Source organism: Chimaeribacter arupi, from assembly GCF_002858805.1.
Taxonomy (GTDB): domain Bacteria; phylum Pseudomonadota; class Gammaproteobacteria; order Enterobacterales; family Enterobacteriaceae; genus Chimaeribacter; species Chimaeribacter arupi.
Genome location: NZ_PJZI01000018.1, coordinates 24,003 through 44,706, shown reverse-complemented (window position 1 = coordinate 44,706; position 20,704 = coordinate 24,003). Strand labels below are relative to the sequence as shown.

The window sequence follows — 20,704 nt, the reverse complement described above, 5'->3', positions numbered from 1 at the left end:
CGGTCCGCCTGCGGGGCTGGCCCCGGCACCTGCCGATTGCAACCACTTTTTTGACGCGCCTGACGGATGACCGGCACACAAAAAAGTCTGAAGCGTAAAGTAAATCTTCCACTTATCCGGCGAAAGGCCACACTCTACCTGATAAATATCGCCACGCAACCTAATTAGCATGGATCCTGCGTTTTCGCCAATGGTCTCTTTTGCACGCCATACCCTTGCGGGGTTTGCGGGTTTTCCGTTGGCGCACTACACTGGCGGCGGATAATCAGTTGCGGAGTCATCAGGATGAACAAAAATAGAACGGCCATCAGTAAAAACGCGTTACTGGATCTCGCCAATAATATTATCAAAACACATGAAGATTATTTGCACGGTATGGTTGCCACCGATGTGCGGCAAAATGGCGACGTGCTGGTTTTCAGCGGGGAGTTTTTCCTTGATCAGCAAGGGTTGCCAACGGCGAAAAGCACCGCGGTATTTAATATGTTTAAACATCTGGCCCATCAGTTATCTGATAAATATTATCTGGAAAATTAACCATTCGGTTAAAAGGGGCTGACGCCCCTTTTTCTTCTTTATAACACCGCTGTTTTGTTTATAACATTGGCTTCTGGCCCCGCTGCCACCAGCGCAGCAGCAGGCGGTCAGCACTTTCGGCGGCGCTGCCGGTAAAGCGGTCCATCAGGCGCTTGCGGCGGGTGTAACGAACGCTTATCACCTCGTGGTTTTCCATCTCCGCGATCAGCAGATCATCACTGGTGCCGATGGCGTCAATCAGCCCTTTTTCGCGGGCCTGCATCCCGAACCAGTGCTCGCCGGTGGCCACGCTGTCGATGTCCAGTGACGGGCGCTGCTGCTTGACGAACTCTTTGAACAGCAGGTGCGTTTCATTCAGGTCCTCGCGGAACTTCTCCCGCCCCTGCTCGGTGTTTTCACCAAACAGGGTCAGGGTGCGTTTGAACTCGCCGGCGGTGTGCAGCTCCACGTCGATGTCGTTTTTCTTCAGCAGCCGGTTGAAGTTAGGGATCTGGGCCACCACGCCTATCGAGCCAATCACCGCGAACGGTGCCGCGATGATGCGGTCCGCCACACAGGCCATCATGTAGCCGCCGCTGGCGGCCACTTTGTCCACCGCCACCGTCAGCCGGATACCGGCCTGGCGCAGGCGGGTCAGCTGAGAGGCTGCCAGCCCGTAGCCGTGCACCACCCCGCCGGGGCTTTCCAGGCGCAGCAGCACTTCATCCTGCGGCGTTGCCACCGCCAGAATGGCCGTGATCTCCTCACGCAGCGACGCCACTTCATGCGCGTCGATGCTGCCGCGGAAATCCAGCACGTAGAGGCAAGGTTTGCCGTGGCTGACGCCCTGCTTCGCATTGTGTTTTGCCTGTTTCGCCTCCGCTTTGCGCTCTTTTTTCAACGCTTTGGCGCGGGCCTTGCGCGCGGGCTCATCCAGGCGCGCCGCACGCATTTCCTGCTGCACCTCCCGGTACTGCTCCGAAAGATCGGTGAGTTGCAGTTCGCCGGGGCGCTGCGCTTTGCGCGCCCGCAGGCTGAAGATCAGCACCACCAGGGCGCCGATGGCCACCACCAGGGTGACGACTTTGGCCAGAAACAGCCCATACAGAGAGAGTAACTCCACGAATTTCCGCCTTTTTCCTGTCAGTAAACGTCCGGTTAACCAGTGTAAACATTTCCGGCGGCGGCGTCTTGCCGCAGGCTGCCGGACCGGGCAAAGAGTGTCGCACGGCCGCTGCGCCCACGCACGGTATGTTCCTGTTTTGTTACAAATAATAGGATGAAATTGCGGTTATTCATTGAAAAGTCGATCCATTTAAGGCATATAACGTGCAATATTCCTGAAATCACCCACGATTCGCGCCAGGGCTGCGTTGACGGTCGAGCCTGCTCCCGCCGTGCCCTGGTCTTTGTGACCGGCCCACGCCGCCGGCACCTTTGCCACGCGAGAGGACACCCCTGTGCACTACCATCCAAAGCGTAACCTGCTTGAAAACCGCCTGATTCTGGTCACCGGTGCCGGTGACGGCATCGGCCGTGAAGCCGCCCTGACCTACGCCCGCTTCGGCGCGAGCGTCATCCTGCTGGGCCGTACCGAAAGCAAACTGCTGGCCGTGCAACAACAGATCGCCCAGGCCGGGCTGAAACCGGCACGCGTCATCACCCTGGATCTGCTGACAGCCACCCCGGCCGATTGCCGCGCGGTGGCCGACACGCTGGCGCAACACCTGCCGCGCCTTGACGGCGTGCTGCACAATGCCGGGCTGCTGGGTGAAATCACCCCGATGGCGCAACAGGACAGCGAGATGTGGCATCAGGTGATGCAGGTCAACGTCAATGCCACCTTTATGCTGACCCAGGCGCTGCTGCCGCTGTTGCTGAAATCCCCCGGCGGCTCGCTGGTGTTTACCTCGTCCAGCGTTGGCCGCGAAGGGCGTGCGGGCTGGGGCGCGTATGCCGTCTCCAAGTTCGCCACCGAAGGCATGATGCAGGTGCTGGCGGAAGAGTATAAACACTCTACCCTGCGGGTGAACTGCATTAACCCCGGCGGCACCCGCACCACCATGCGCGCCTCGGCGTTCCCGCAGGAGGATGCCAACAAGCTGAAGACCCCGGCAGATATTATGCCGCTGTATCTCTACCTGATGGGCGATGACAGCCGCCGTAAAACCGGCATCAGTTTCGATGCGCAACCGGGCCGCAAGCCCGGCCCGGCGGAGTGATGCGATGAGCGACCGTCACCAGCAACGTCAACAGAAACTCAAAGAACAGGTGGATGCGCGCATTGCTGCCGCCCAGGAGACACGCGGCCTGTTAATGGTGTTCACCGGCAACGGCAAAGGCAAAACCACGGCCGCTTTCGGCACCGTGACCCGCGCAATTGGGCATGGGCTGCGCGCCGGGGTGATCCAGTTCATCAAGGGCGAATGGCCGAACGGCGAGCGCAACCTGCTGGAACCGCACGGCGTGGAATTTCAGGTGATGGCGACCGGCTTCACCTGGGAGACGCAGAACCGCGACACCGACACCGCTGCCTGCCAGGCGGTGTGGCAGCACGGCAAAAAGATGCTGGCTGATGAAACGCTCGACCTGGTGCTGCTGGATGAGCTGACTTACATGGTGAGTTACGGTTACCTTGATCTGGCGGAGCTGATGGCCGCGCTGGATGCCCGCCCGGCGCACCAGACGGTGATCATCACCGGGCGCGGCTGCCACCGTGACCTGCTGGAGAAGGCGGATACGGTGAGCGAACTGCGTCCGGTAAAACACGCCTTTGACGCCGGGATCATGGCGCAGAAAGGCATCGACTGGTAATCGTCAGCGCTGACTGGCCGTTAAAGCTGAATATTGCACTCTGCCAGCGTGGCCATGTCGTTGTGCATGGCGCAGGCAGCATCCACCAGCGTAAAGGCCAGCGCAGCCCCGCTGCCCTCACCGAGGCGCATTGAGAGGTCGAGATAGGGGCACAGTTGCAGATGCGCCAGCGCCAGCTGGCTGCCGCGTTCCGCCGACCTATGTGACGGAATCAGGTAGTCACGGGCCGCCGGGGCGATCAGGCAGGCCGCCAGCGCCGAGGCATAAGAGAGGTAGCCGTCCAGCACCACCGGGATGCCCGCCGCCGCTGCGCCGAGGATCGCCCCGCTCATTGCCGCCAGCTCAAAGCCACCGACGGCGGCCAGGATGGCGATGCCGTCCTGCGCGTCCGGCTGGTTGGTCGCCAGTGCGCGCTGCACCACCGCCACTTTGTGGCCCAGCTGCTCCGGCGGCAGGTTTGCGCCAAGGCCCACCACCTCTTCCGGCGGCTGGCCGGTCACGGCACATATCACTGCGGCGGCCGGGGTGGTATTGCCCATACCCAGCTCACCGACGCCCAGCAGATCCAGCCCCTGTGCCACCTGTGCTGCCACCCAGCGCACACTCCACAGGATAATCGCCTCTGCCTGCGCACGGCTCATGGCCGGCCCCACGGCGATGTTCGCGCTGCCCTGCCCCTGGTGGCAGTCAACGGCCCCGGCCACCGGGCCGCCGATGATGCCGGTGTCCACCAGCGTCACGCGGGCGCCGGCGGTTTTAGCCATCACATTGACCCCAGCCACCCCGCGCAGAATATTGTTTGCCTGAATCGCTGTGACGACCTGCGGTGACGGGGTGATCCCCTCCTGCCAGACGCCATGATCGGCGGCCATGACCACAATCTCTTTCTGCGGGAATTGCAGCGGCCGATCGCTGCCGCGGATACCGGCCAGCTGGATGGCCAGGGTTTCCAGGCGGCCGAGGCTGCCGGGCGGCTTGACCAGGGAGTCCAGCCGTTGCCGGGCGCGCGCCATCGCGGCGTTGTCCAGGGGGGCGATAGCGCCGGGGATGTCGTTGACCGATGTCATGTTAACTCTCCATGTGATGTCGCGGCAGCCATGCCGCCGCCGTTCATTTAATAGGTTCAGAAAGGGGGTAATGCGCCGCCGGGCGGGAATAGCCCCCTGCGGAAAAAGGGCTGCCCCGCCATCACGGGCGGTGTGGGCAGCCGGGGGATGACATCAGTGCCACATCAGTGCCAGCAGGAACACAATCTCAAACAGCTCATTACCGGCACCCAGCGTGTCACCGGTCTGGCCGCCGATCTTTTCCTGCACCGCACTGCGGAACATCAGCGCAAAAAACAGCGTGACGGCCACCGCAATCAGGCTCATGACGCCGCACAGCAGCGCCACGCCTGCCAGGGTGATAAGCAGGGTAAGCACGAAGCGGCGCGGGCAGATCTTGCCGATATAGAGGTTGCCCAGCCCATCCTCCCGCGCATAGTTCTGCCGGAACATCAGCAGCAACAGCGTACCGCGGCTCAGCAACGGGGTGGCGAGCAGCACCGGCAGCATGGCGTAGCCGCTGACGCTCATCTGGTAAATCGCCCCCACGCGGATCAGCAGCGTCAGGACCACCGCAGCGGCGCCATACGTGCCGATACGGCTGTCACGCATAATCTCCAGCGCCCGCGCCCGGCCGGAACGGGAAAACAGCCCGTCACAGCTGTCTGCCAGGCCGTTGAGGTGGAATGCCCCGGTCACCAGCACATTGGTGGTGACCGCCAGCATCGCGGCCATCAACGGCCCCAGCGCACTGGCCGTCAGCATATAGATGACGGTGCAGCACATCCCCACGATTAATCCGATAACCGGGAACCAGTAAACGCCGCGGGGATAGTCCTCCACACTCATCCGGGCTGAGGCGTTGGCCGGAACCGGAAGGCGGGTTAAAAATTGTAAGGTTGCCAAAAACACTTTCATAGCGAGCATCTGTCCATTGATGTTAATCCTAGCCTTTAATGTTGTACTCAATGCCGGTGACCCTGGGCGCGGCCCAGCGTGCATCCGGTAATATGCAGGCATTCCCTGCCGGCCTGATGGTTTCCCTCCCTTCCCGTGCCGCAGGGCATTCCCTGCCGGACGGGCATTGCTCACGGCTTGTTGTCATATGGCCAACCTGTCCGGCGGAGCCGGGTCAATGCGCGCACCACTCTATTTTGGTGGTTTATCCGATCACGGCCTAATAACCGTGACGGCATGATGAACAGGCAGAATGCCCGCCCCCGGCGCATTTCCTCCGGTGTCGCCGTTTATTAATATCACAGGTCTTACCACGGGTTAATCGCAATTGATTGAAATGAAATTCGTTTCTATTTCAGCACTGAATATCTTACTGAAATAATGTTACTTTTATATAATTTCATTGGCTAAAATTCAGAAAAATTCAAAAAAAAACCGCAGCCAGGGCTGCGGTTCAGGGAATACGGCGCGGAGAATTGATTAGCCGCGCTTATTGGTTGTGCTGCGACGGCCGGGGGCGACCTGGCTGTGGCGTTTCACTGCACGGCGGATCTGGTTAGCTTTTACGCGGCGGCGATCTTTTTCCACCGGCATTTTGCTGACGGTTTCCGGGTCCAGCTCCACCAGCTCACGCAGGTAGTTGATCTGCGGCAGATCCAGCTCTGTCCAGCCGCCGCGCGGCAGGCCTTTCGGCAGGGTCAGGTCACCGTAACGCACACGGATCAGGCGGCTGACCTGCACGCCCACCGCTTCCCACAGGCGGCGGACTTCGCGGTTGCGGCCTTCGGTCAGGGTCACGTTGTACCACTGGTTCAGCCCTTCGCCACCCTGGTAGGTGATGGTGCGGAACGCCGCCGGGCCATCTTCCAGCTGCACACCGCGGCTGAGCTGTTTGATTTTTTCATCATCCACCTGGCCGAACACACGCACGGCGTATTCACGCTCGACTTCACGGCTCGGGTGCATCAGGCGGTTTGCCAGCTCACCATCGGTGGTGAACAACAGCAGGCCGGAGGTGTTGACGTCAAGACGCCCTACTGCCACCCAGCGTGCGCCGCGCAGTTTCGGCAGGCGGTCAAACACCGTCGGGCGGCCTTCCGGATCGTTACGGGTACACAGCTCGCCTTCCGGCTTGTAGTACGCCAGCACGCGGCACACGGCTTCCGTGGATTCACTGATGGAAACCACGTGGCCATCCATACGGATTTTCATGCCTGCGGTCACTTCGACGCGATCGCCGAGCGTGGCGATTTTGCCGTCTACACTGACGCGGCCTGCCTGGATAATGGCTTCAATTTCGCGGCGGGAACCGTGGCCGGCCCGCGCCAGAACTTTCTGTAATTTCTCGCTCATTGAGCAACCTCTGTTGTCGCCTTCACAGGCGTCAGATAAACCGCAAAAGAGATTTCTGCGGCTCAGGAATGGGGCTTATAAGCAATCTTGATATAAATCAATCACTTATAAAAAGTTTAGCCGACTATTATACACAGTTACGCCCGCTTTGTATTCCCTATTATAGCGTGCGGAGAAGGTAAGGGGCGGCCGCAGCGGCCCTGATGTGGGAAAGGGAAACGTTAACTGAACAGCCACCAGAGCAGGCAGGCCCAGAACAGGCCACAGCCTGCCAGCATCGCCAGCCACACGGTGCGGCGCAGCCGGTTGCCGCCGGCTTGTTGTTTCGGTGCACGCATAAATCGTCTCAAGAGAAAATAAGGCTAATCTTATTGTGTAGAGATAAGCGCGGATAATCGTTTGAACCATTTAATAATATGAATGTAATAGCCCTGATTAATCATCTTAACGCGTTGAATTAACGGAACCCGTAATTCACACCTGATGAAATAGGATTAATTTTACTTAAGTCGCTTTAATAAAAATACGTAAGCCAAATTCAGGCTGAAAGATAAGAGAAAATAAAGCGGGAAACTGAGGCTGTGGGGTTTACAGGATTACAGGTGAGGTTGACCCGTTTAAGCAGCGGGTTTAGCGGGTTTAGCGGGTTTAAAAAGCCTTTAGCGGATTTGAAAAGCCTTTAGCGGGTTTGAAAAAGCCTTTAGCAGGTTTGAAAAAGCATGCGGCCTAAAGGCGGGTGCAGGTCTATGCCCGGCCACGCTGAGGGGCCGGGCGGCGGAAATTAGCGGAACGGCGCCGGGTCGCCCGCCCCTTCGCGGATCACTTCCGGGGTGCTGTCAGTCAGGTCAACCACCGTGGTCGGCTGCTGGCCCAGGGAACCGCCGTGGATAATCAGATCCACCTGTTTGCCCAGCATGTCTTTGATTTCGTCCGGGTCGGATTCGGCAAAATCGTTGCCCGGCAGCATCAGCGTAGTGGACATCAGCGGCTCATGGAGCGCCTCCAGCAACGCCAGGGTAATCGGGTTGGACGGCACCCGCAGGCCGATGGTTTTGCGTTTTTCGCTCATCAACCGGCGCGGCACCTCTTTGGTGGCTTTCAGGATGAACGTGTAGTTACCCGGCGTGTTGTTTTTAATCAGGCGAAACGCGCTGTTGTCCACGTAGGCGTAAGTGGAGAGCTCGCTCAAATCGCGGCACACCAGCGTAAAGTTGTGATTGCTGTCCAGCTGGCGGATGCGGCAGATGCGCTCCATCGCCGCTTTCTCCTCCAGCCGGCACCCGAGCGCATAACCGGAGTCCGTCGGGTAGACAATCACCCCGCCTTTTCGCAGCACATCCACCGTCTGGTTGATCAGGCGCTGTTGCGGGTTTTCGGGGTGAATATAGAAAAACTGACTCATCAGGTACCTCTTTTATCAGGGTTATCCCGGCGTCATGCCGGGCTTCCGGCTCGTCAGGCGGTGGGCCAGTCACGCCAGACCGGCTCCACGCCGCCCGGCAGCCAGAGCTTGCGGCCCAGCTCTATCCACGAGCAGGGCTGGTGGAAGTCCGATCCCTGCGACGCCAGCAGTTGATACTGCTGCGCGTACTGGGCCAGTTGCGTGCGTTCATTGGGGGCCTGCTGACACTGGGCCACTTCCATGGCGTCGCCCCCGTGCTCAGCAAAAAAGGCCAGCAGCCGCTTAAGCCATTTTGCTGACAGATCGTAACGGCCGGGGTGGGCGACCACCGCCTGACCGCCAGATTGATGAATAACATCAATAGCCTGTTCTATTGTACACCACTGAGGCGGAACGTAGCCGGTTTTCCCCTTGGCCAGGTATTTCTTGAACACCTGCGCGACGTTTTCGGCTTTGCCGGCCTCAATCAGGAAACGGGCAAAATGGCCGCGCGTCACGGCCCCGCCGTCCGCCAGCCGTAATGCGCCTGCCAGCGCACCGGGAATGTGCGCTTTCTCCAGACGGCGCGCCATCTCTTCTGCCCGCTGCTGACGGTAGAGCCGCTGCTGCGCCAGCAAGGCCTGCATCATTGGGTGCTGTGGGTCAATATTCAACCCGACGATGTGGATCTCATGGTTTTCCCACAGGGTGGAGATCTCCACCCCGTTTACCAGCCGCAGCGGCAACTGTTGCGCCGCTATGGCCTCCGCTGCTGCCGCCAGGCCGTCAACCGAGTCATGGTCTGTGATCGCCAGCACCCCGACGCGCATCTCCACGGCGCGCGCCACCAGCGCGGCGGGCGTCAGGAACCCGTCCGAGGCGGTGGTGTGGCTGTGGAGGTCGAACAGGGTAAAGGCGGTGGAAGTGGCTTCAGTCAACATGGTCATCCTGCAAAAAACGTGAATCCCCGGTGGGGCAGTGGCGGCACGTTACCCCATAGTGGCGGGCGGATGCCAGCCCTATGTCATCTTCATCATTTTTATCATTTCACGTTAACCCCCGGAAATGAGGGTTGACTTTCCTTCACCGAACCAGTTAACTAGTACACAAGTTCACGACAACCTGGTGCCTGATGATGAAAACCGTGCTGATTACCCTTCTTGTTCGTTGGTGGCGCTCCTCCCTTTTGCGGGCGGTGTAATCACGCATACGGTCATCAGACCTTGCAGATACCCAGAAGCCCGCCGAGTGCGGGCTTTTTTGTGGATAAAAATAACGACGTGGAAGCAAACATGAACACAACCCAACCTACCCTGACGCTGCTGAGCATGACCGGTTGCTACCGGGATGACCCGACCGCCATCTTCAACCAGCTGTGCGGCGCACGCCCGGCCACGCTGCTGCTGGAATCCGCCGAGATCACCAGCAAGCAGAACCTGAAAAGCCTGCTGATTGTCGACAGCGCCCTGCGCATCACCGCGCTGGGCCGCACCGTCAGCCTCCAGGCCCTCACCGCCAACGGTGCCTCGCTGCTGCCGCTGCTGGATGCGGCGCTGCCGCCGGAGGTCGCTAACCACGTGCGCCCCAACGGCCGCGAGCTGACATTCCCGGCCATCGACCCGATGCAGGATGAGGACGCGCGCCTCTGTTCACTGTCCGTGTTTGATGCATTGCGCCGCATCCTGACGTTGGTGGCCTGCCCGGCTGATGAGCGTGAGGCGATGTTCCTCGGCGGCCTGTTCGCCTACGATCTGGTGGCCGGGTTTGAAGACCTGCCGCCGCTGCGCGCTGACCAGCGCTGCCCCGATTTCTGCTTCTACCTGGCGGAGACGCTGCTGGTGCTCGACCACCAGCACCGCACCAGCCGCCTGCAAGCCAGCGTGTTTACCCCGTCTGCCGGTGAGGAACAGCGCCTGCAACAACGGCTGGAACAGTTGCAACAGCAGTTGCAGCAGCCCGCGCGCCCGATCCCGTACCAGGCGGTGCAGGACATGGCGCTGAGCTGCAACCAGAGCGACGCCGAATACGGCGCGGTGGTCAGCGGGTTACAACAGGCGATCCGCGCCGGGGAGATTTTCCAGGTGGTGCCGTCGCGCCGCTTCTCCCTGCCCTGCCCGTCACCACTGGCCGCCTACCAGACGCTGAAAGAGAACAACCCCAGCCCCTATATGTTCTTTATGCAGGACAACGATTTCCAGCTGTTCGGTGCCTCGCCGGAAAGCGCCCTGAAGTATGAGGCCGACAGCCGCCAGATTGAGATCTACCCGATTGCCGGCACCCGCCCGCGCGGCCGCCATGCCGACGGCTCGCTGGACCGTGACCTCGACAGCCGGATTGAGCTGGAGATGCGCACTGACCACAAAGAGCTGGCCGAACATCTGATGCTGGTGGATCTGGCGCGCAACGACCTGGCGCGCATCTGCGAGCCGGGCAGCCGCTACGTCGCTGACCTCACCAAAGTTGACCGCTACTCGTTCGTGATGCACCTGGTGTCCCGCGTGGTCGGCACCCTGCGCCACGATCTTGATGTGCTGCACGCCTATCAGGCCTGCATGAACATGGGCACCCTGAGCGGCGCACCGAAAGTGCGCGCCATGCAACTGATTGCCGCCTCCGAAGGCAGCCGCCGCGGCAGTTACGGCGGGGCCGTGGGGTACTTCACCGCCCACGGAGACCTCGATACCTGCATCGTGATCCGCTCTGCGTATGTGGAAGACGGCATCGCCACCGTGCAGGCCGGGGCCGGCGTGGTGCTGGACTCCATTCCGCAGGCGGAAGCGGACGAAACCCGCAACAAAGCCCGCGCCGTGCTGCGCGCCATTGCTACCGCACACCATGCCGGGGAGGTGTTCTGATGGCTGATATCCTGCTGCTCGATAATATCGATTCCTTTACCTACAACCTGGTGGACCAGCTGCGCACCTTCGGCCACCGGGTGGTCATCTACCGCAACCAGATCCCGGCGGACACCATCATCGCCAGGCTGAAAGAGATGGAGCAGCCGATCCTGATGCTCTCCCCCGGCCCCGGCACCCCGGCAGAGGCGGGCTGTATGCCGGAACTGCTGCAACGGCTGCGCGGCCAGTTGCCGGTGATCGGCATCTGCCTCGGCCATCAGGCGATTGTGGAAGCCTACGGCGGCCACGTCGGCCAGGCGGGTGAAATCCTGCACGGCAAGGCCTCCCCGGTTGAACATGACAACCAGGCGATGTTTGCCGGGCTGCCGAACCCGCTGCCGGTGGCGCGTTACCATTCACTGGTCGGCAGTGATATTCCGGCCGGGCTGGTGGTGAACGCCCATTTCAACGGCATGGTGATGGCCGTCCGCCACGACGCCGATCGCGTCTGCGGCCTGCAGTTCCACCCGGAATCCATCCTGACCTCACAGGGCGCGCGTCTGCTGGAGCAGACCCTGGCCTGGGCGCTGGCTTAAGACAAGGAGACAGATCATGACAACGTCACATGACCACCACGCCGCCATCCTCGAGCAGCTCTACCGTGCCGAGCCGATGAGCCAGGCACAGAGCCGCCGGCTGTTTACCGCCATTATTCACGGCGAGCTGGAGCCGTCCCAACTGGCAGCGGCGCTGATCAGCATGAAAGTGCGCGGCGAGCGCCCGGAAGAGATTGCCGGGGCGGCGCAGGCGCTGCTGGCTGATGCGCAGCCTTTCCCGCGCCCCGACTATCCGTTTGCCGATATCGTCGGCACCGGCGGCGACGGCAGCAACAGCATTAACATCTCCACCGCCAGCGCCTTTGTGGCCGCGGCGTGCGGGGTGCGGGTCGCCAAACACGGCAACCGCAGCGTCTCCAGCCGGTCCGGTTCGTCCGACCTGCTGGCGGCATTCGGCATCCGCCTGGATTTACCGGCTGACGAAGCGCGTCAGGCGCTGGACGACCTCGGCGTCTGCTTCCTGTTTGCGCCGCAGTACCACACCGGCTTCCGCCACGCGATGCCGGTACGCCAGCAGCTGAAAACCCGCACGCTGTTTAATGTGCTGGGGCCGCTGATTAACCCGGCGCGCCCGCCGCTGGCGCTGATTGGCGTCTACAGCCCGGAGCTGGTGCTGCCGATTGCCGAAACCCTGCGTACGCTGGGCTACCAGCGCGCGGCGGTGGTGCACGGCGGCGGTATGGATGAGGTGGCGATCCACGCCCCGACCCAGGTGGCAGAGCTGAACCAGGGCCGCGTCACCACCTATCAGCTGACCCCGGCTGACCTCGGGTTGCAAAGTTACCCGGTGGAGGCGCTGCTGGGCGGTACGCCGGAAGAAAACCGTGACATTCTGGCACGCTTGTTACAAGGTAAAGGTGAACCCGCCCATGAGGCCGCGGTGGCCGCTAATGTCGCGCTTTTACTGAAGCTTTTCGGGCAAGAAGACCTAAAACAAAATGCGCAGCAGGCGCTCGCGGTGATCCGCAGCGGCGACGCTTACCAGCGTGTCAGCGCATTGGCAGCAAGAGGATAAGTGATGCAGGAAACCGTGCTCCACCGGATCGTTCGTGACAAGGCAGTTTGGGTCGCGGCGCGTAAAGAACAGCAGCCGCTGGCCGATTTTGAACACCTGCTCGGCCCCAGCCAGCGCAGCTTTTACCACGCCCTTCAGGGCGCCCGCACCGCCTTTATCCTGGAATGCAAAAAGGCGTCGCCCTCCAAGGGGCTTATCCGGGAAGATTTTAACCCGGCCGAGATTGCCGGGATTTACAGTGACTATGCCTCGGCCATTTCAGTGCTGACTGACGAGAAATATTTCCAGGGCAGTTTTGATTTCCTGCCGCAGGTCAGCGCTGCCGTCACCCAGCCGGTGCTGTGTAAAGATTTCATCATCGACCCGTACCAGATCTACCTGGCGCGCCACTATCAGGCCGATGCCGTGCTGCTGATGCTCTCCGTGCTGGACGATGAACAGTACCGCCAACTGGCTGCAGTGGCCCACAGCCTGAACATGGGCGTGCTGACCGAGGTGATCAGTGACGAAGAAGCGGCGCGCGCGCTGCGTTTGGGCGCGAAAGTGGTCGGCATCAACAACCGTGACCTGCGCGACCTGAGCATCGACCTTGACCGCACCCGCCGCCTGGCCCCGCTTCTGCCGGGTGTGACGGTGATCAGCGAGTCAGGCATCAACACCTACGCCCAGATCCGCGAGCTGAGCCGCTTTGCCAACGGCTTCCTGATTGGCAGCGCGCTGATGGCGGAGCCGGATCTGGCGGCGGCCGTACGCCGTGTGATGCTGGGTGAGAATAAAGTCTGCGGCCTGACCCGGCCGGAAGATGCCCAGGCGGCCCATCAGGCCGGCGCGGCCTTCGGCGGGCTGATTTTTGTCGCCCGCTCACCGCGTTGCATCTCGCCGGAACAGGCGCGGCAGGTGATGGCAGGTGCGCCGCTGAAGTATGTCGGCGTGTTCAGCGACCAGCCGGCTGACGAGGTGGCGCAGACCGCCGCCACGCTCGGCCTGCATGCGGTGCAGTTGCACGGGCAGGAGGATCAGGCGTACATCGGCCGCCTGCGCGCTTTACTGCCGGATACCTGCCAAATCTGGAAAGCGCTGAGCGTGCGCGACCAGATGCCCGCCCGTGACCTGAACCAGGTGGACCGCTATGTGCTGGACAACGGCAACGGCGGCAGCGGCCAACGCTTTGACTGGCGGGTGCTGGCCGGGCAGCCGCTGGAGAATGTGCTGCTGGCCGGTGGGCTGGGCGCAGACAACTGCGTGCAGGCCGCCCAGCTCGGCTGTGCCGGGCTGGATTTCAACTCCGGCGTGGAGTCTGCCCCCGGCATTAAAGACCCTGCGAAACTGATCGCCGTATTCCAGACGCTGCGCGCCTACTGAGGCGCGCCGTCAGACCGTTTTCATACACAGGACAGCGAAGAATGACATTACTTAACCCCTACTTTGGTGAGTTCGGCGGGATGTATGTGCCGCAGATTCTGATGCCCGCACTGAAACAGCTGGAAGAGGCGTTTGTCAGCGCCCAGCGCGACCCGGCTTTTCAGGCTGAATTTTTTGACCTGCTGAAAAACTACGCCGGCCGCCCGACCGCCCTGACGCTGTGCCGCAACCTGACGGCCGGTACCCGTACCACGCTCTATCTGAAGCGTGAGGATCTGCTGCATGGCGGCGCGCACAAAACCAACCAGGTACTGGGCCAGGCCTTGCTGGCGAAGCGGATGGGCAAAACCGAAATCATTGCCGAAACCGGTGCCGGGCAGCACGGCGTGGCGTCGGCACTGGCGTCCGCCCTGCTTGGCCTGAAGTGCCGCATCTATATGGGTGCGAAAGATATTGCCCGCCAGTCCCCCAATGTGTTCCGGATGCGGCTGATGGGCGCGGAGGTGATCCCGGTGCACAGCGGTTCGTCCACGCTGAAAGATGCCTGCAATGAGGCGCTGCGCGACTGGTCTGCCAGCTATGAGAATGCCCACTATATGCTGGGCACCGCCGCCGGGCCGCACCCCTACCCGACCATTGTGCGTGAGTTCCAGCGGATGATCGGCGAAGAGACCAAGGCGCAGGTGCTGGAAAAAGAGGGCCGCCTGCCGGATGCGGTGCTGGCCTGTGTGGGCGGCGGCTCCAATGCCATCGGCATGTTTGCCGACTTCATCGAAGAGGAATCGGTGGCGCTGATAGGCGTAGAGCCGGGCGGGCTGGGCATTGAGTCCGGCCAGCATGGCGCACCGCTCAAGCATGGCCACGTCGGCATCTATTTCGGCATGAAAGCGCCGATGATGCAGACTGAAGAGGGGCAGATTGAGGAGTCTTACTCTATCTCCGCCGGGCTGGATTTCCCGTCCGTCGGCCCGCAGCACGCCTACCTGAACAGCATCGGCCGCGCCGAGTATGTCTCGATTACCGATGAGGAGGCGCTGGACGCCTTCAAGGCGCTCTGCCGCAGCGAGGGAATTATCCCGGCGCTGGAGTCCTCCCATGCGCTGGCCCATGCGCTGAAAATGATTAAAGAGAACCCGGAGAAAGAGCAACTGCTGGTGGTGAACCTCTCCGGCCGCGGCGACAAGGATATTTTCACGGTCCATGACATTCTGAAAGCACGGGGAGAGATTTGATGGAACGCTATCAGCAACGTTTTGCGGCGCTGGCCGCCCGCCGGGAAGGCGCGTTTGTGCCCTTCGTGACCCTTGGCGACCCGAACCCGGAACTCTCGCTGGCGATTATCGACACGCTGGTGGAAGCCGGGGCCGATGCGCTGGAACTGGGCATCCCGTTCTCTGACCCGCTGGCGGATGGCCCGACGATCCAGAATGCCGCCCTGCGCGCCTTTGCCGCCGGGGTGACGCCGACCCGCTGCTTTGAGATGCTGGCGGCGATCCGCGAAAAGCACCCGGACATCCCGATTGGCCTGCTGATGTACGCCAACCTGGTGTTCCACAAAGGGATTGATGCTTTCTACCAGCGCTGCGCCGAGGTGGGCGTAGATTCGGTGCTGGTGGCGGATGTGCCGATCGAGGAGTCCGCGCCGTTCCGCGCGGCCGCCCTGCGCCACAACATCGCGCCGATCTTTATCTGCCCGCCGAATGCCGATGATGACCTGCTGCGCGAGGTGGCTGCCCACGGCCGCGGTTACACCTACCTGCTGTCACGCGCCGGGGTGACCGGCACCGAGCAGCGCGCCCAGTTGCCGCTTGGGCACCTGATCGACAAGCTGACCGAATACCAGGCCGCGCCGCCGTTGCAGGGCTTCGGCATCTCCGAGCCGTCACAGGTGCGGGACGCGCTGAATGCCGGGGCCGCCGGGGCGATCTCCGGCTCTGCCATCGTACGCATCATCGAGCAGTACCATGAGCAGCCGGAGGAGATGCTGCGCCGTTTGGCCACCTTCGTCACTGACATGAAAGCCGCTACCCGCGCCTGATCCTCCACGCCTTACCGTTTCGTGCGGTAAGGCGTTATTTGTGCTGCTTATTTCCCCGCTGGATTTGTCTAACCCTCATCTATGCACCAAACTGATTGAACCTGCGCCCGTAACGGCCGATTGGCTGTGGCAAAGGATGATTCCTTTATTTGGCATGGAGAGTGGACATGAAGATAGTCAAAGCCTTATCTGCACTGTGTATGGCGCTGATGGTTGCGCTGACCTTGTCTGCCTGCGCACCGACGGCAAAATCGGAAGGCACCGGCGGTTACCTGGATGACACGGTCATCACTACCAAGGTGAAATCTGCCCTGCTGGCGGATGACACCCTGAAATCGACCGAGATCAATGTCGAAACCTTTAAAGGCCGGGTGCAGTTGAGCGGCTTCGTCAGCTCGATGGCCGACGCCAGCCGCGCCGTTCAGGTGACGCGTAAAGTGACCGGTGTACGCTCGGTAGAGAACGCGATGCAGATCAAATAGTCGTTTTGCCGTAAAGAAACAGAAAAGGCGCACCCCGGTGCGCCTTTTTTCTGCCTGATGAAACGCGGCCTCTCAGAAGCGGTAACCGGCACCAAACATAAAGACCCACGGGTCGATGCGGGTGTCGATACTCTGGTGGGCATCCCCGGCATTGAAGCGCGCCTTGGTTTCAATATTCATCCACCAGACCGACATGTTCAGCAGCCAGTGCTCATTGAGGTTATAGTCCAGCCCCGCCTGCCCGGCGATGCCCCACGAATCTTTCAGGCTGAGGTCGCTGAGGCCCGCCGCTTTGCCGGTATCGTTGAATTTCTCGTCAAAGAAGGTGGTGTAGTTCACCCCGACACCCAGGTAGGGGCGCAGCGCGTCCTGTTTGCTGCCGAAATAGTATTGCGCCATCAAGGTCGGCGGCAGTTGCTTGACTTCGGCAAGGGTGCCGGTGGATTGCAGGCCAATTTTATGTTTGAACGGCGTGGCCGCCAGCAACTCAACGCCGATGTTGTCGGTCACCAGGTAGCTGAAGGTCAGCCCCAGTTGGGTGTTGTTATCCACATCGAAAGGGCCAAGCCCCAGCACATTGTCTGACCCTTCCGTTGGCCGCACCGTGGCGGTTCCGGCGCGCACGATGAAATCCCCTGCCTGATGCGCCGACGCGATGGCCGGCAGTGCCGCTGCCGCCAGCAAAACCCAGGATGCCTTGTTCATTCTCCTCTCCTTTGCCTGAATATATTTCCGTGAGAAATGTTTATGGTTTTTACATTCATATTTCGTATAGGCGCGCATCATTGCATTGAAAAGATGAGGATTCCATCCCGATCAATTTACCCGGATACATTAAAAAGCAATGAATTGATCCAGATCAAAAACACCTGTTTTTATCGGCGCTTTTTCCGGCCTGAAATTTCTGTTGCCAAAAAACGGGGCCGTGAGTAACGTGCTCTTTCCCCGTGTTTTTGGTTCGAAACCGTAAGGAGTCGGTGGGTAATCAAGATGAGCGAATCCCTTAATCCCTGCGTTAGCTGTGGCGCGTGCTGCGCCTATTTCCGTGTCTCCTTTTATTGGGCCGAAGCCGAAGACGGCGGCGGGCTGGTACCGGTTGACCGCACGGAACCTCTCACCCCGTTTCTCCGCTGTATGCAAGGCACCAACAGTAAATCGCCGCGCTGCACGGCCCTTGAGGGCGAGATAGGCCAGTCAGTCTCCTGTTCCATTTACCTTAACCGGCCCACCCCGTGCCGGGAGTTTGATCAGTCTGGTGAAAACGGTGTTGCCAATGAGGCGTGCGACCGGGCGCGGGCGCGCTATGGCCTGCCGCCGCTCCCGGTGGTGCCGGTCAGCCTGCTGCCGGCGGCAATGCCGGATGCGGGGTGCCACACAGCCACGTAACAGGTTACAATCAGTGTCTTATTGTGATTTTGATTGTTGCCAAGGAGTTTCCATGCCCATCACGGCCAGTACGTTGTACCGTGACAGTTTCAACTTTATGCGTAACCAGCTGGCCAGTATCCTGCTGCTGGCGCTGCTGACCGCATTTATTACCGTGCTGCTGAATCAGGCCTTTATCCCGGATGCCGACCAGCTCAACATTCTGGCCAACGCGGAGAGTGACCTGGCTTCGACGGCCGGAATGGGGCTGCAGGAGATTATCCAGCAGATGACACCGGAGCAGCAGATCGTATTGCTGAAGGTGTCTGCGGCGGCGACCTTCTCCGCGCTGGTGGGCAATGTGCTGCTGGCGGGCGGGATGCTGACGCTGATCCGGCTGGTGTCTGAACGTCAGCCCACCAGCGCGCTGCGGGCCATTGGGGCCTCGGCCCCGATCCTGCCGCGTATGCTGCTGCTGATGTTCATCTGTACCCTGCTGATTCAGCTGGGCATGATGTTGTTTATCCTGCCGGGTGTGCTGATTGCGATTGCGGTGTCACTGGCCCCGGTGATTGTTGCCAGTGAGCGGGTCGGCGTAATGGGCGCGTTGCGCCTCAGTGCGCGGCTGGCTTACGCCAACATCCGTCTGGTTGTCCCGGCGATGATGCTGTGGCTGGCGGCTAAATTGCTGCTGCTGTTTCTGGTCAGCCACCTCACGGCCCTGACCCCGACGGTGGCAACCGTGGTGCTGACGGCGCTGAGCAACGTGGTCTCCGCCATGCTGCTTGTCTACCTGTTCCGTCTCTATATGCTGTTACGCAAGTAACCAGGATGGAATGGCAAGGGCACCTGCGGGTGCCCTTTTTTCTGCCTGCCCGGCACCGTTTGCGCGCCCGGCCGGTGGTACACACGCCCCGCTGAATCCGGTATAGTCGGCCAATCGGTTTAACATGGAATAATGTATGAAGCAGTTTCTGGATTTTCTTCCACTGGTTGTGTTTTTTGTGGTTTACAAGCTGTATGACATTTACGCCGCTTCCGGCGCATTGATCGCGGCGACCGCGCTGGCGCTGGTTTTCACCTGGGTGAAATACCGTAAAGTTGAAAAAATGACGCTGATCACCTTCGCGATGGTGGCGGTGTTCGGCACGCTGACGCTGGTCTTCCATGACGATCTGTTTATCAAATGGAAAGTCACGGTGATTTATGGGCTGTTTGCCCTGGCGCTGCTGATAAGCCAGTGGGTGCTGCGCAAGCCGCTGATCCAGCGGATGCTGGGGAAAGAGCTGACGTTGCCGGACAGCGTCTGGAACCGGCTCAACAGTGCCTGGGCGCTGTTCTTCCTGCTATGTGGCCTGGCTAACATCTATGTGGCGTTCTGGCTGCCGCAGAGCGTCTGGGTGAATTTCAAGGTGTTTGGCCTGACGGCGCTGACGCTGGTGTTTACCCTGCTGAGCGGCCTCTATATCTACCGCCATATGCCGGATGACCAGAAACACCCGCAAGAGCCTAAAAAATAAGTGGCCTGCCCCTGCCGGACAGGCAGGGATTTACTTTCTTAGTGTGAAGCAATCCCATGAGTGAAAAACAGAGTTTACCCAACGGCGAGCTGGTGCTGCGTACGCTGGCGATGCCGGCAGACACCAACGCCAACGGCGATATTTTCGGCGGCTGGCTGATGGCGCAGATGGACATGGGCGGCGCGATCCAGGCCAAAGAGATCGCCGAAGGCCGGGTCGTCACGGTGCGCGTGGACGGCATGACCTTCCTGAAGCCGGTGGCAGTGGGTGATGTGGTGTGCTGCTATGCGCGCTGTATCCGTACCGGGCGCAGCTCGATGACCATCAATGTGGAAGTGTGGGTGAAGAAGGTGTCGTCTGAGCCATTGGGCCAGCGCTACCGCGCCACCGAGGCGGTGTTTACCTACGTGGCGGTGGACGATCAGGGCAAGTCCCGCCAGTTGCCCGCCGGGAAGGATAATTTCCGCGTCGGCAGCGACAGCTGACCGGTTCCAGCTCTGAGCCCCATCAAAAAGCCACGGCCTGCGCCGTGGCTTTTTTTCGTTTACTGGATGCTGCTGCCGCCATTGATTTTAAACACAATGGTTACCACCAGATCTTTACCGGGCTTCGCTTCGTAACGCCATTTGCGCATCGCCTGTTTGACTTCGCGCTCAAACATGTTGCGCGGCTCCGCAGACAAGATGCGCACGTTACCGACGCTGCCGTCACTCTCCACATCAAACTGGACTTTAACCCGCCCTTCCAGCCGCAGCGCAAACGCACGTTGGGGGTAAGTCGGCTGGCCGCGCTGCAAGGGACGCGGCCCCTGGGCCACTGTTGGCTGCGCGGCCGCGGCCGGGGCTGATTTTGCCGGTGACGGCGTGTTGGCCGTCTGCTTAAACGGGGAAGCGTCCGGTTTTTCCTGCCGCTCTGCGGGTTTCACCACCTCTTTTGGCCGTGGTTTCGGTTTTGGTTTTTCAACCTTTTTCTCAACCGGTTTTGGCTTCGGCTTCTCAATGGTCACCGCTTTCGGCGGGGGCGGCGGCTCAGGTTCCGGCTCCGGCTCTGCTTGCGGTTCCGGCGGTGCAGGCTCCGGTTCCACCGGCGGCGGCGGCTCCACGGCTTTTGGCGGCGCAAAATCCGCCGGGTTCACCATCGTGACGCTGATCGGTGCTTCCTGCTTAGGCGGCAAGGTGACCTCCTGATTAAAGGAGGCGTAAAGCAAACCGCCCACCACGGCACTATGCAATCCAACCGAGAGCACAACCGGGAGCGATATCCTGCGGGCAAATGAGAAGGTTTTTGGCGGCATAATGATTCATTTTCCTCTGAAGCCGCAAGTTTAAATGCAAATAGCAATCATATTCAATAAGCAGCAGGAAACTCTTCTGCCTTACGTCGCTAAAAAAACGATAAATC

Annotated in this window: 20 protein-coding genes, 1 pseudogene and 1 other annotated feature; of the genes and pseudogenes, 13 read left to right on the top strand and 8 right to left on the bottom strand. The window is 60.6% G+C overall.

What is annotated here, in order from left to right:
* The first annotated feature begins 285 nt into the window (after positions 1–285).
* Positions 286–537: a YciN family protein gene (locus CYR52_RS12035; protein WP_072930723.1), complete on the top strand. Its 252-nt coding sequence runs from the start codon at positions 286–288 to the stop codon at positions 535–537.
* A 58-nt stretch (positions 538–595) separates the two neighbouring features.
* Here the strand turns inward: CYR52_RS12035 and sohB are convergent, their stop codons facing one another.
* Complete coding sequence (gene sohB, locus CYR52_RS12030; protein WP_072930725.1) at positions 596–1,639, bottom strand: protease SohB; 1,044 nt, start codon at positions 1,637–1,639, stop codon at positions 596–598.
* A 337-nt stretch (positions 1,640–1,976) separates the two neighbouring features.
* Here sohB and CYR52_RS12025 point away from each other — a divergent pair, with 337 nt between their 5' ends.
* Positions 1,977–2,738, top strand: coding sequence for a YciK family oxidoreductase (locus CYR52_RS12025; RefSeq protein WP_072930727.1), 762 nt, complete (start codon positions 1,977–1,979; stop codon positions 2,736–2,738).
* A gap of 4 nt (positions 2,739–2,742) precedes the next feature.
* On the top strand, positions 2,743–3,330 hold the full coding sequence (cobO, locus tag CYR52_RS12020) for a cob(I)yrinic acid a,c-diamide adenosyltransferase (protein ID WP_072931023.1): 588 nt from the start codon (positions 2,743–2,745) through the stop codon (positions 3,328–3,330).
* 20 nt (positions 3,331–3,350) lie between these two features.
* Here the strand turns inward: cobO and cobT are convergent, their stop codons facing one another.
* From cobT to rnm, 5 genes are all read right to left on the bottom strand, one after another.
* Positions 3,351–4,397, bottom strand: a complete 1,047-nt coding sequence (gene cobT / locus CYR52_RS12015; protein ID WP_072930729.1) for a nicotinate-nucleotide--dimethylbenzimidazole phosphoribosyltransferase — start codon at positions 4,395–4,397, stop codon at positions 3,351–3,353.
* A 153-nt stretch (positions 4,398–4,550) separates the two neighbouring features.
* Complete coding sequence (gene cobS, locus CYR52_RS12010) at positions 4,551–5,294, bottom strand: adenosylcobinamide-GDP ribazoletransferase (protein WP_072930731.1); 744 nt, start codon at positions 5,292–5,294, stop codon at positions 4,551–4,553.
* Positions 5,295–5,813: 519 nt separating this feature from the next.
* The gene (gene rluB / locus CYR52_RS12005) at positions 5,814–6,686 is read right to left on the bottom strand and encodes a 23S rRNA pseudouridine(2605) synthase RluB (protein WP_072930733.1); all 873 of its coding nucleotides are present in this window, start codon (positions 6,684–6,686) and stop codon (positions 5,814–5,816) included.
* A 781-nt stretch (positions 6,687–7,467) separates the two neighbouring features.
* Positions 7,468–8,088 carry an L-threonylcarbamoyladenylate synthase gene (locus CYR52_RS12000; RefSeq protein WP_072930735.1) on the bottom strand — a complete coding sequence of 207 codons (621 nt, stop codon included), beginning with the start codon at positions 8,086–8,088 and terminating at the stop codon, positions 7,468–7,470.
* Between the two features lie 53 nt (positions 8,089–8,141).
* Positions 8,142–9,008, bottom strand: a complete 867-nt coding sequence (gene rnm, locus CYR52_RS11995) for an RNase RNM (RefSeq protein WP_146001240.1) — start codon at positions 9,006–9,008, stop codon at positions 8,142–8,144.
* Positions 9,009–9,229: 221 nt separating this feature from the next.
* Positions 9,230–9,331, top strand: a sequence feature (Trp leader region).
* A gap of 28 nt (positions 9,332–9,359) precedes the next feature.
* On the opposite strand from rnm, the gene CYR52_RS11990 reads away from it, so the two are divergent.
* The 6 genes and pseudogenes from CYR52_RS11990 to CYR52_RS11960 all read left to right on the top strand — a co-directional run bounded on the left by CYR52_RS11990 (position 9,360) and on the right by CYR52_RS11960 (position 16,418).
* Positions 9,360–10,922 (top strand): anthranilate synthase component 1, encoded by a 1,563-nt coding sequence (locus CYR52_RS11990; RefSeq protein WP_101828673.1) that lies wholly within the window; start codon positions 9,360–9,362, stop codon positions 10,920–10,922.
* Positions 10,922–12,536, top strand: a pseudogene (trpD, locus tag CYR52_RS22920) (bifunctional anthranilate synthase glutamate amidotransferase component TrpG/anthranilate phosphoribosyltransferase TrpD). Before CYR52_RS11990 ends, trpD begins: the two are co-directional and overlap by 1 nt.
* Before the next feature lie 3 nt (positions 12,537–12,539).
* On the top strand, positions 12,540–13,898 hold the full coding sequence (trpCF, locus tag CYR52_RS11975; protein ID WP_072930743.1) for a bifunctional indole-3-glycerol-phosphate synthase TrpC/phosphoribosylanthranilate isomerase TrpF: 1,359 nt from the start codon (positions 12,540–12,542) through the stop codon (positions 13,896–13,898).
* 41 nt (positions 13,899–13,939) lie between these two features.
* Entirely contained in the window at positions 13,940–15,130 is a 1,191-nt protein-coding gene (trpB, locus tag CYR52_RS11970; protein ID WP_072930745.1) for a tryptophan synthase subunit beta, read from the top strand.
* A complete protein-coding gene (trpA, locus tag CYR52_RS11965; protein ID WP_101828657.1) occupies positions 15,130–15,936 on the top strand; it encodes a tryptophan synthase subunit alpha in 807 nt (268 codons plus the stop codon). Before trpB ends, trpA begins: the two co-directional genes overlap by 1 nt.
* Positions 15,937–16,103: 167 nt before the next feature.
* A complete protein-coding gene (locus CYR52_RS11960; protein ID WP_072930756.1) occupies positions 16,104–16,418 on the top strand; it encodes a BON domain-containing protein in 315 nt (104 codons plus the stop codon).
* A 72-nt stretch (positions 16,419–16,490) separates the two neighbouring features.
* Here CYR52_RS11960 and ompW read toward each other — a convergent pair whose 3' ends face one another.
* On the bottom strand, positions 16,491–17,123 hold the full coding sequence (gene ompW / locus CYR52_RS11955; RefSeq protein ID WP_072930757.1) for an outer membrane protein OmpW: 633 nt from the start codon (positions 17,121–17,123) through the stop codon (positions 16,491–16,493).
* Positions 17,124–17,408: 285 nt separating this feature from the next.
* On the opposite strand from ompW, the gene CYR52_RS11950 reads away from it, so the two are divergent.
* The 4 genes from CYR52_RS11950 to yciA all read left to right on the top strand — a co-directional run bounded on the left by CYR52_RS11950 (position 17,409) and on the right by yciA (position 19,788).
* Positions 17,409–17,804, top strand: a complete 396-nt coding sequence (locus CYR52_RS11950; RefSeq protein WP_072930758.1) for a YkgJ family cysteine cluster protein — start codon at positions 17,409–17,411, stop codon at positions 17,802–17,804.
* A 52-nt stretch (positions 17,805–17,856) separates the two neighbouring features.
* Entirely contained in the window at positions 17,857–18,609 is a 753-nt protein-coding gene (locus CYR52_RS11945) for a YciC family protein (protein ID WP_072930760.1), read from the top strand.
* Between the two features lie 136 nt (positions 18,610–18,745).
* Positions 18,746–19,303, top strand: a complete 558-nt coding sequence (locus tag CYR52_RS11940; RefSeq protein WP_072930762.1) for a septation protein A — start codon at positions 18,746–18,748, stop codon at positions 19,301–19,303.
* Positions 19,304–19,359: 56 nt separating this feature from the next.
* Complete coding sequence (gene yciA, locus CYR52_RS11935; protein ID WP_072930764.1) at positions 19,360–19,788, top strand: acyl-CoA thioester hydrolase YciA; 429 nt, start codon at positions 19,360–19,362, stop codon at positions 19,786–19,788.
* A gap of 59 nt (positions 19,789–19,847) precedes the next feature.
* Here yciA and CYR52_RS11930 read toward each other — a convergent pair whose 3' ends face one another.
* Positions 19,848–20,597 carry an energy transducer TonB gene (locus CYR52_RS11930; protein ID WP_101828656.1) on the bottom strand — a complete coding sequence of 250 codons (750 nt, stop codon included), beginning with the start codon at positions 20,595–20,597 and terminating at the stop codon, positions 19,848–19,850.
* Positions 20,598–20,704 lie beyond the last annotated feature (107 nt).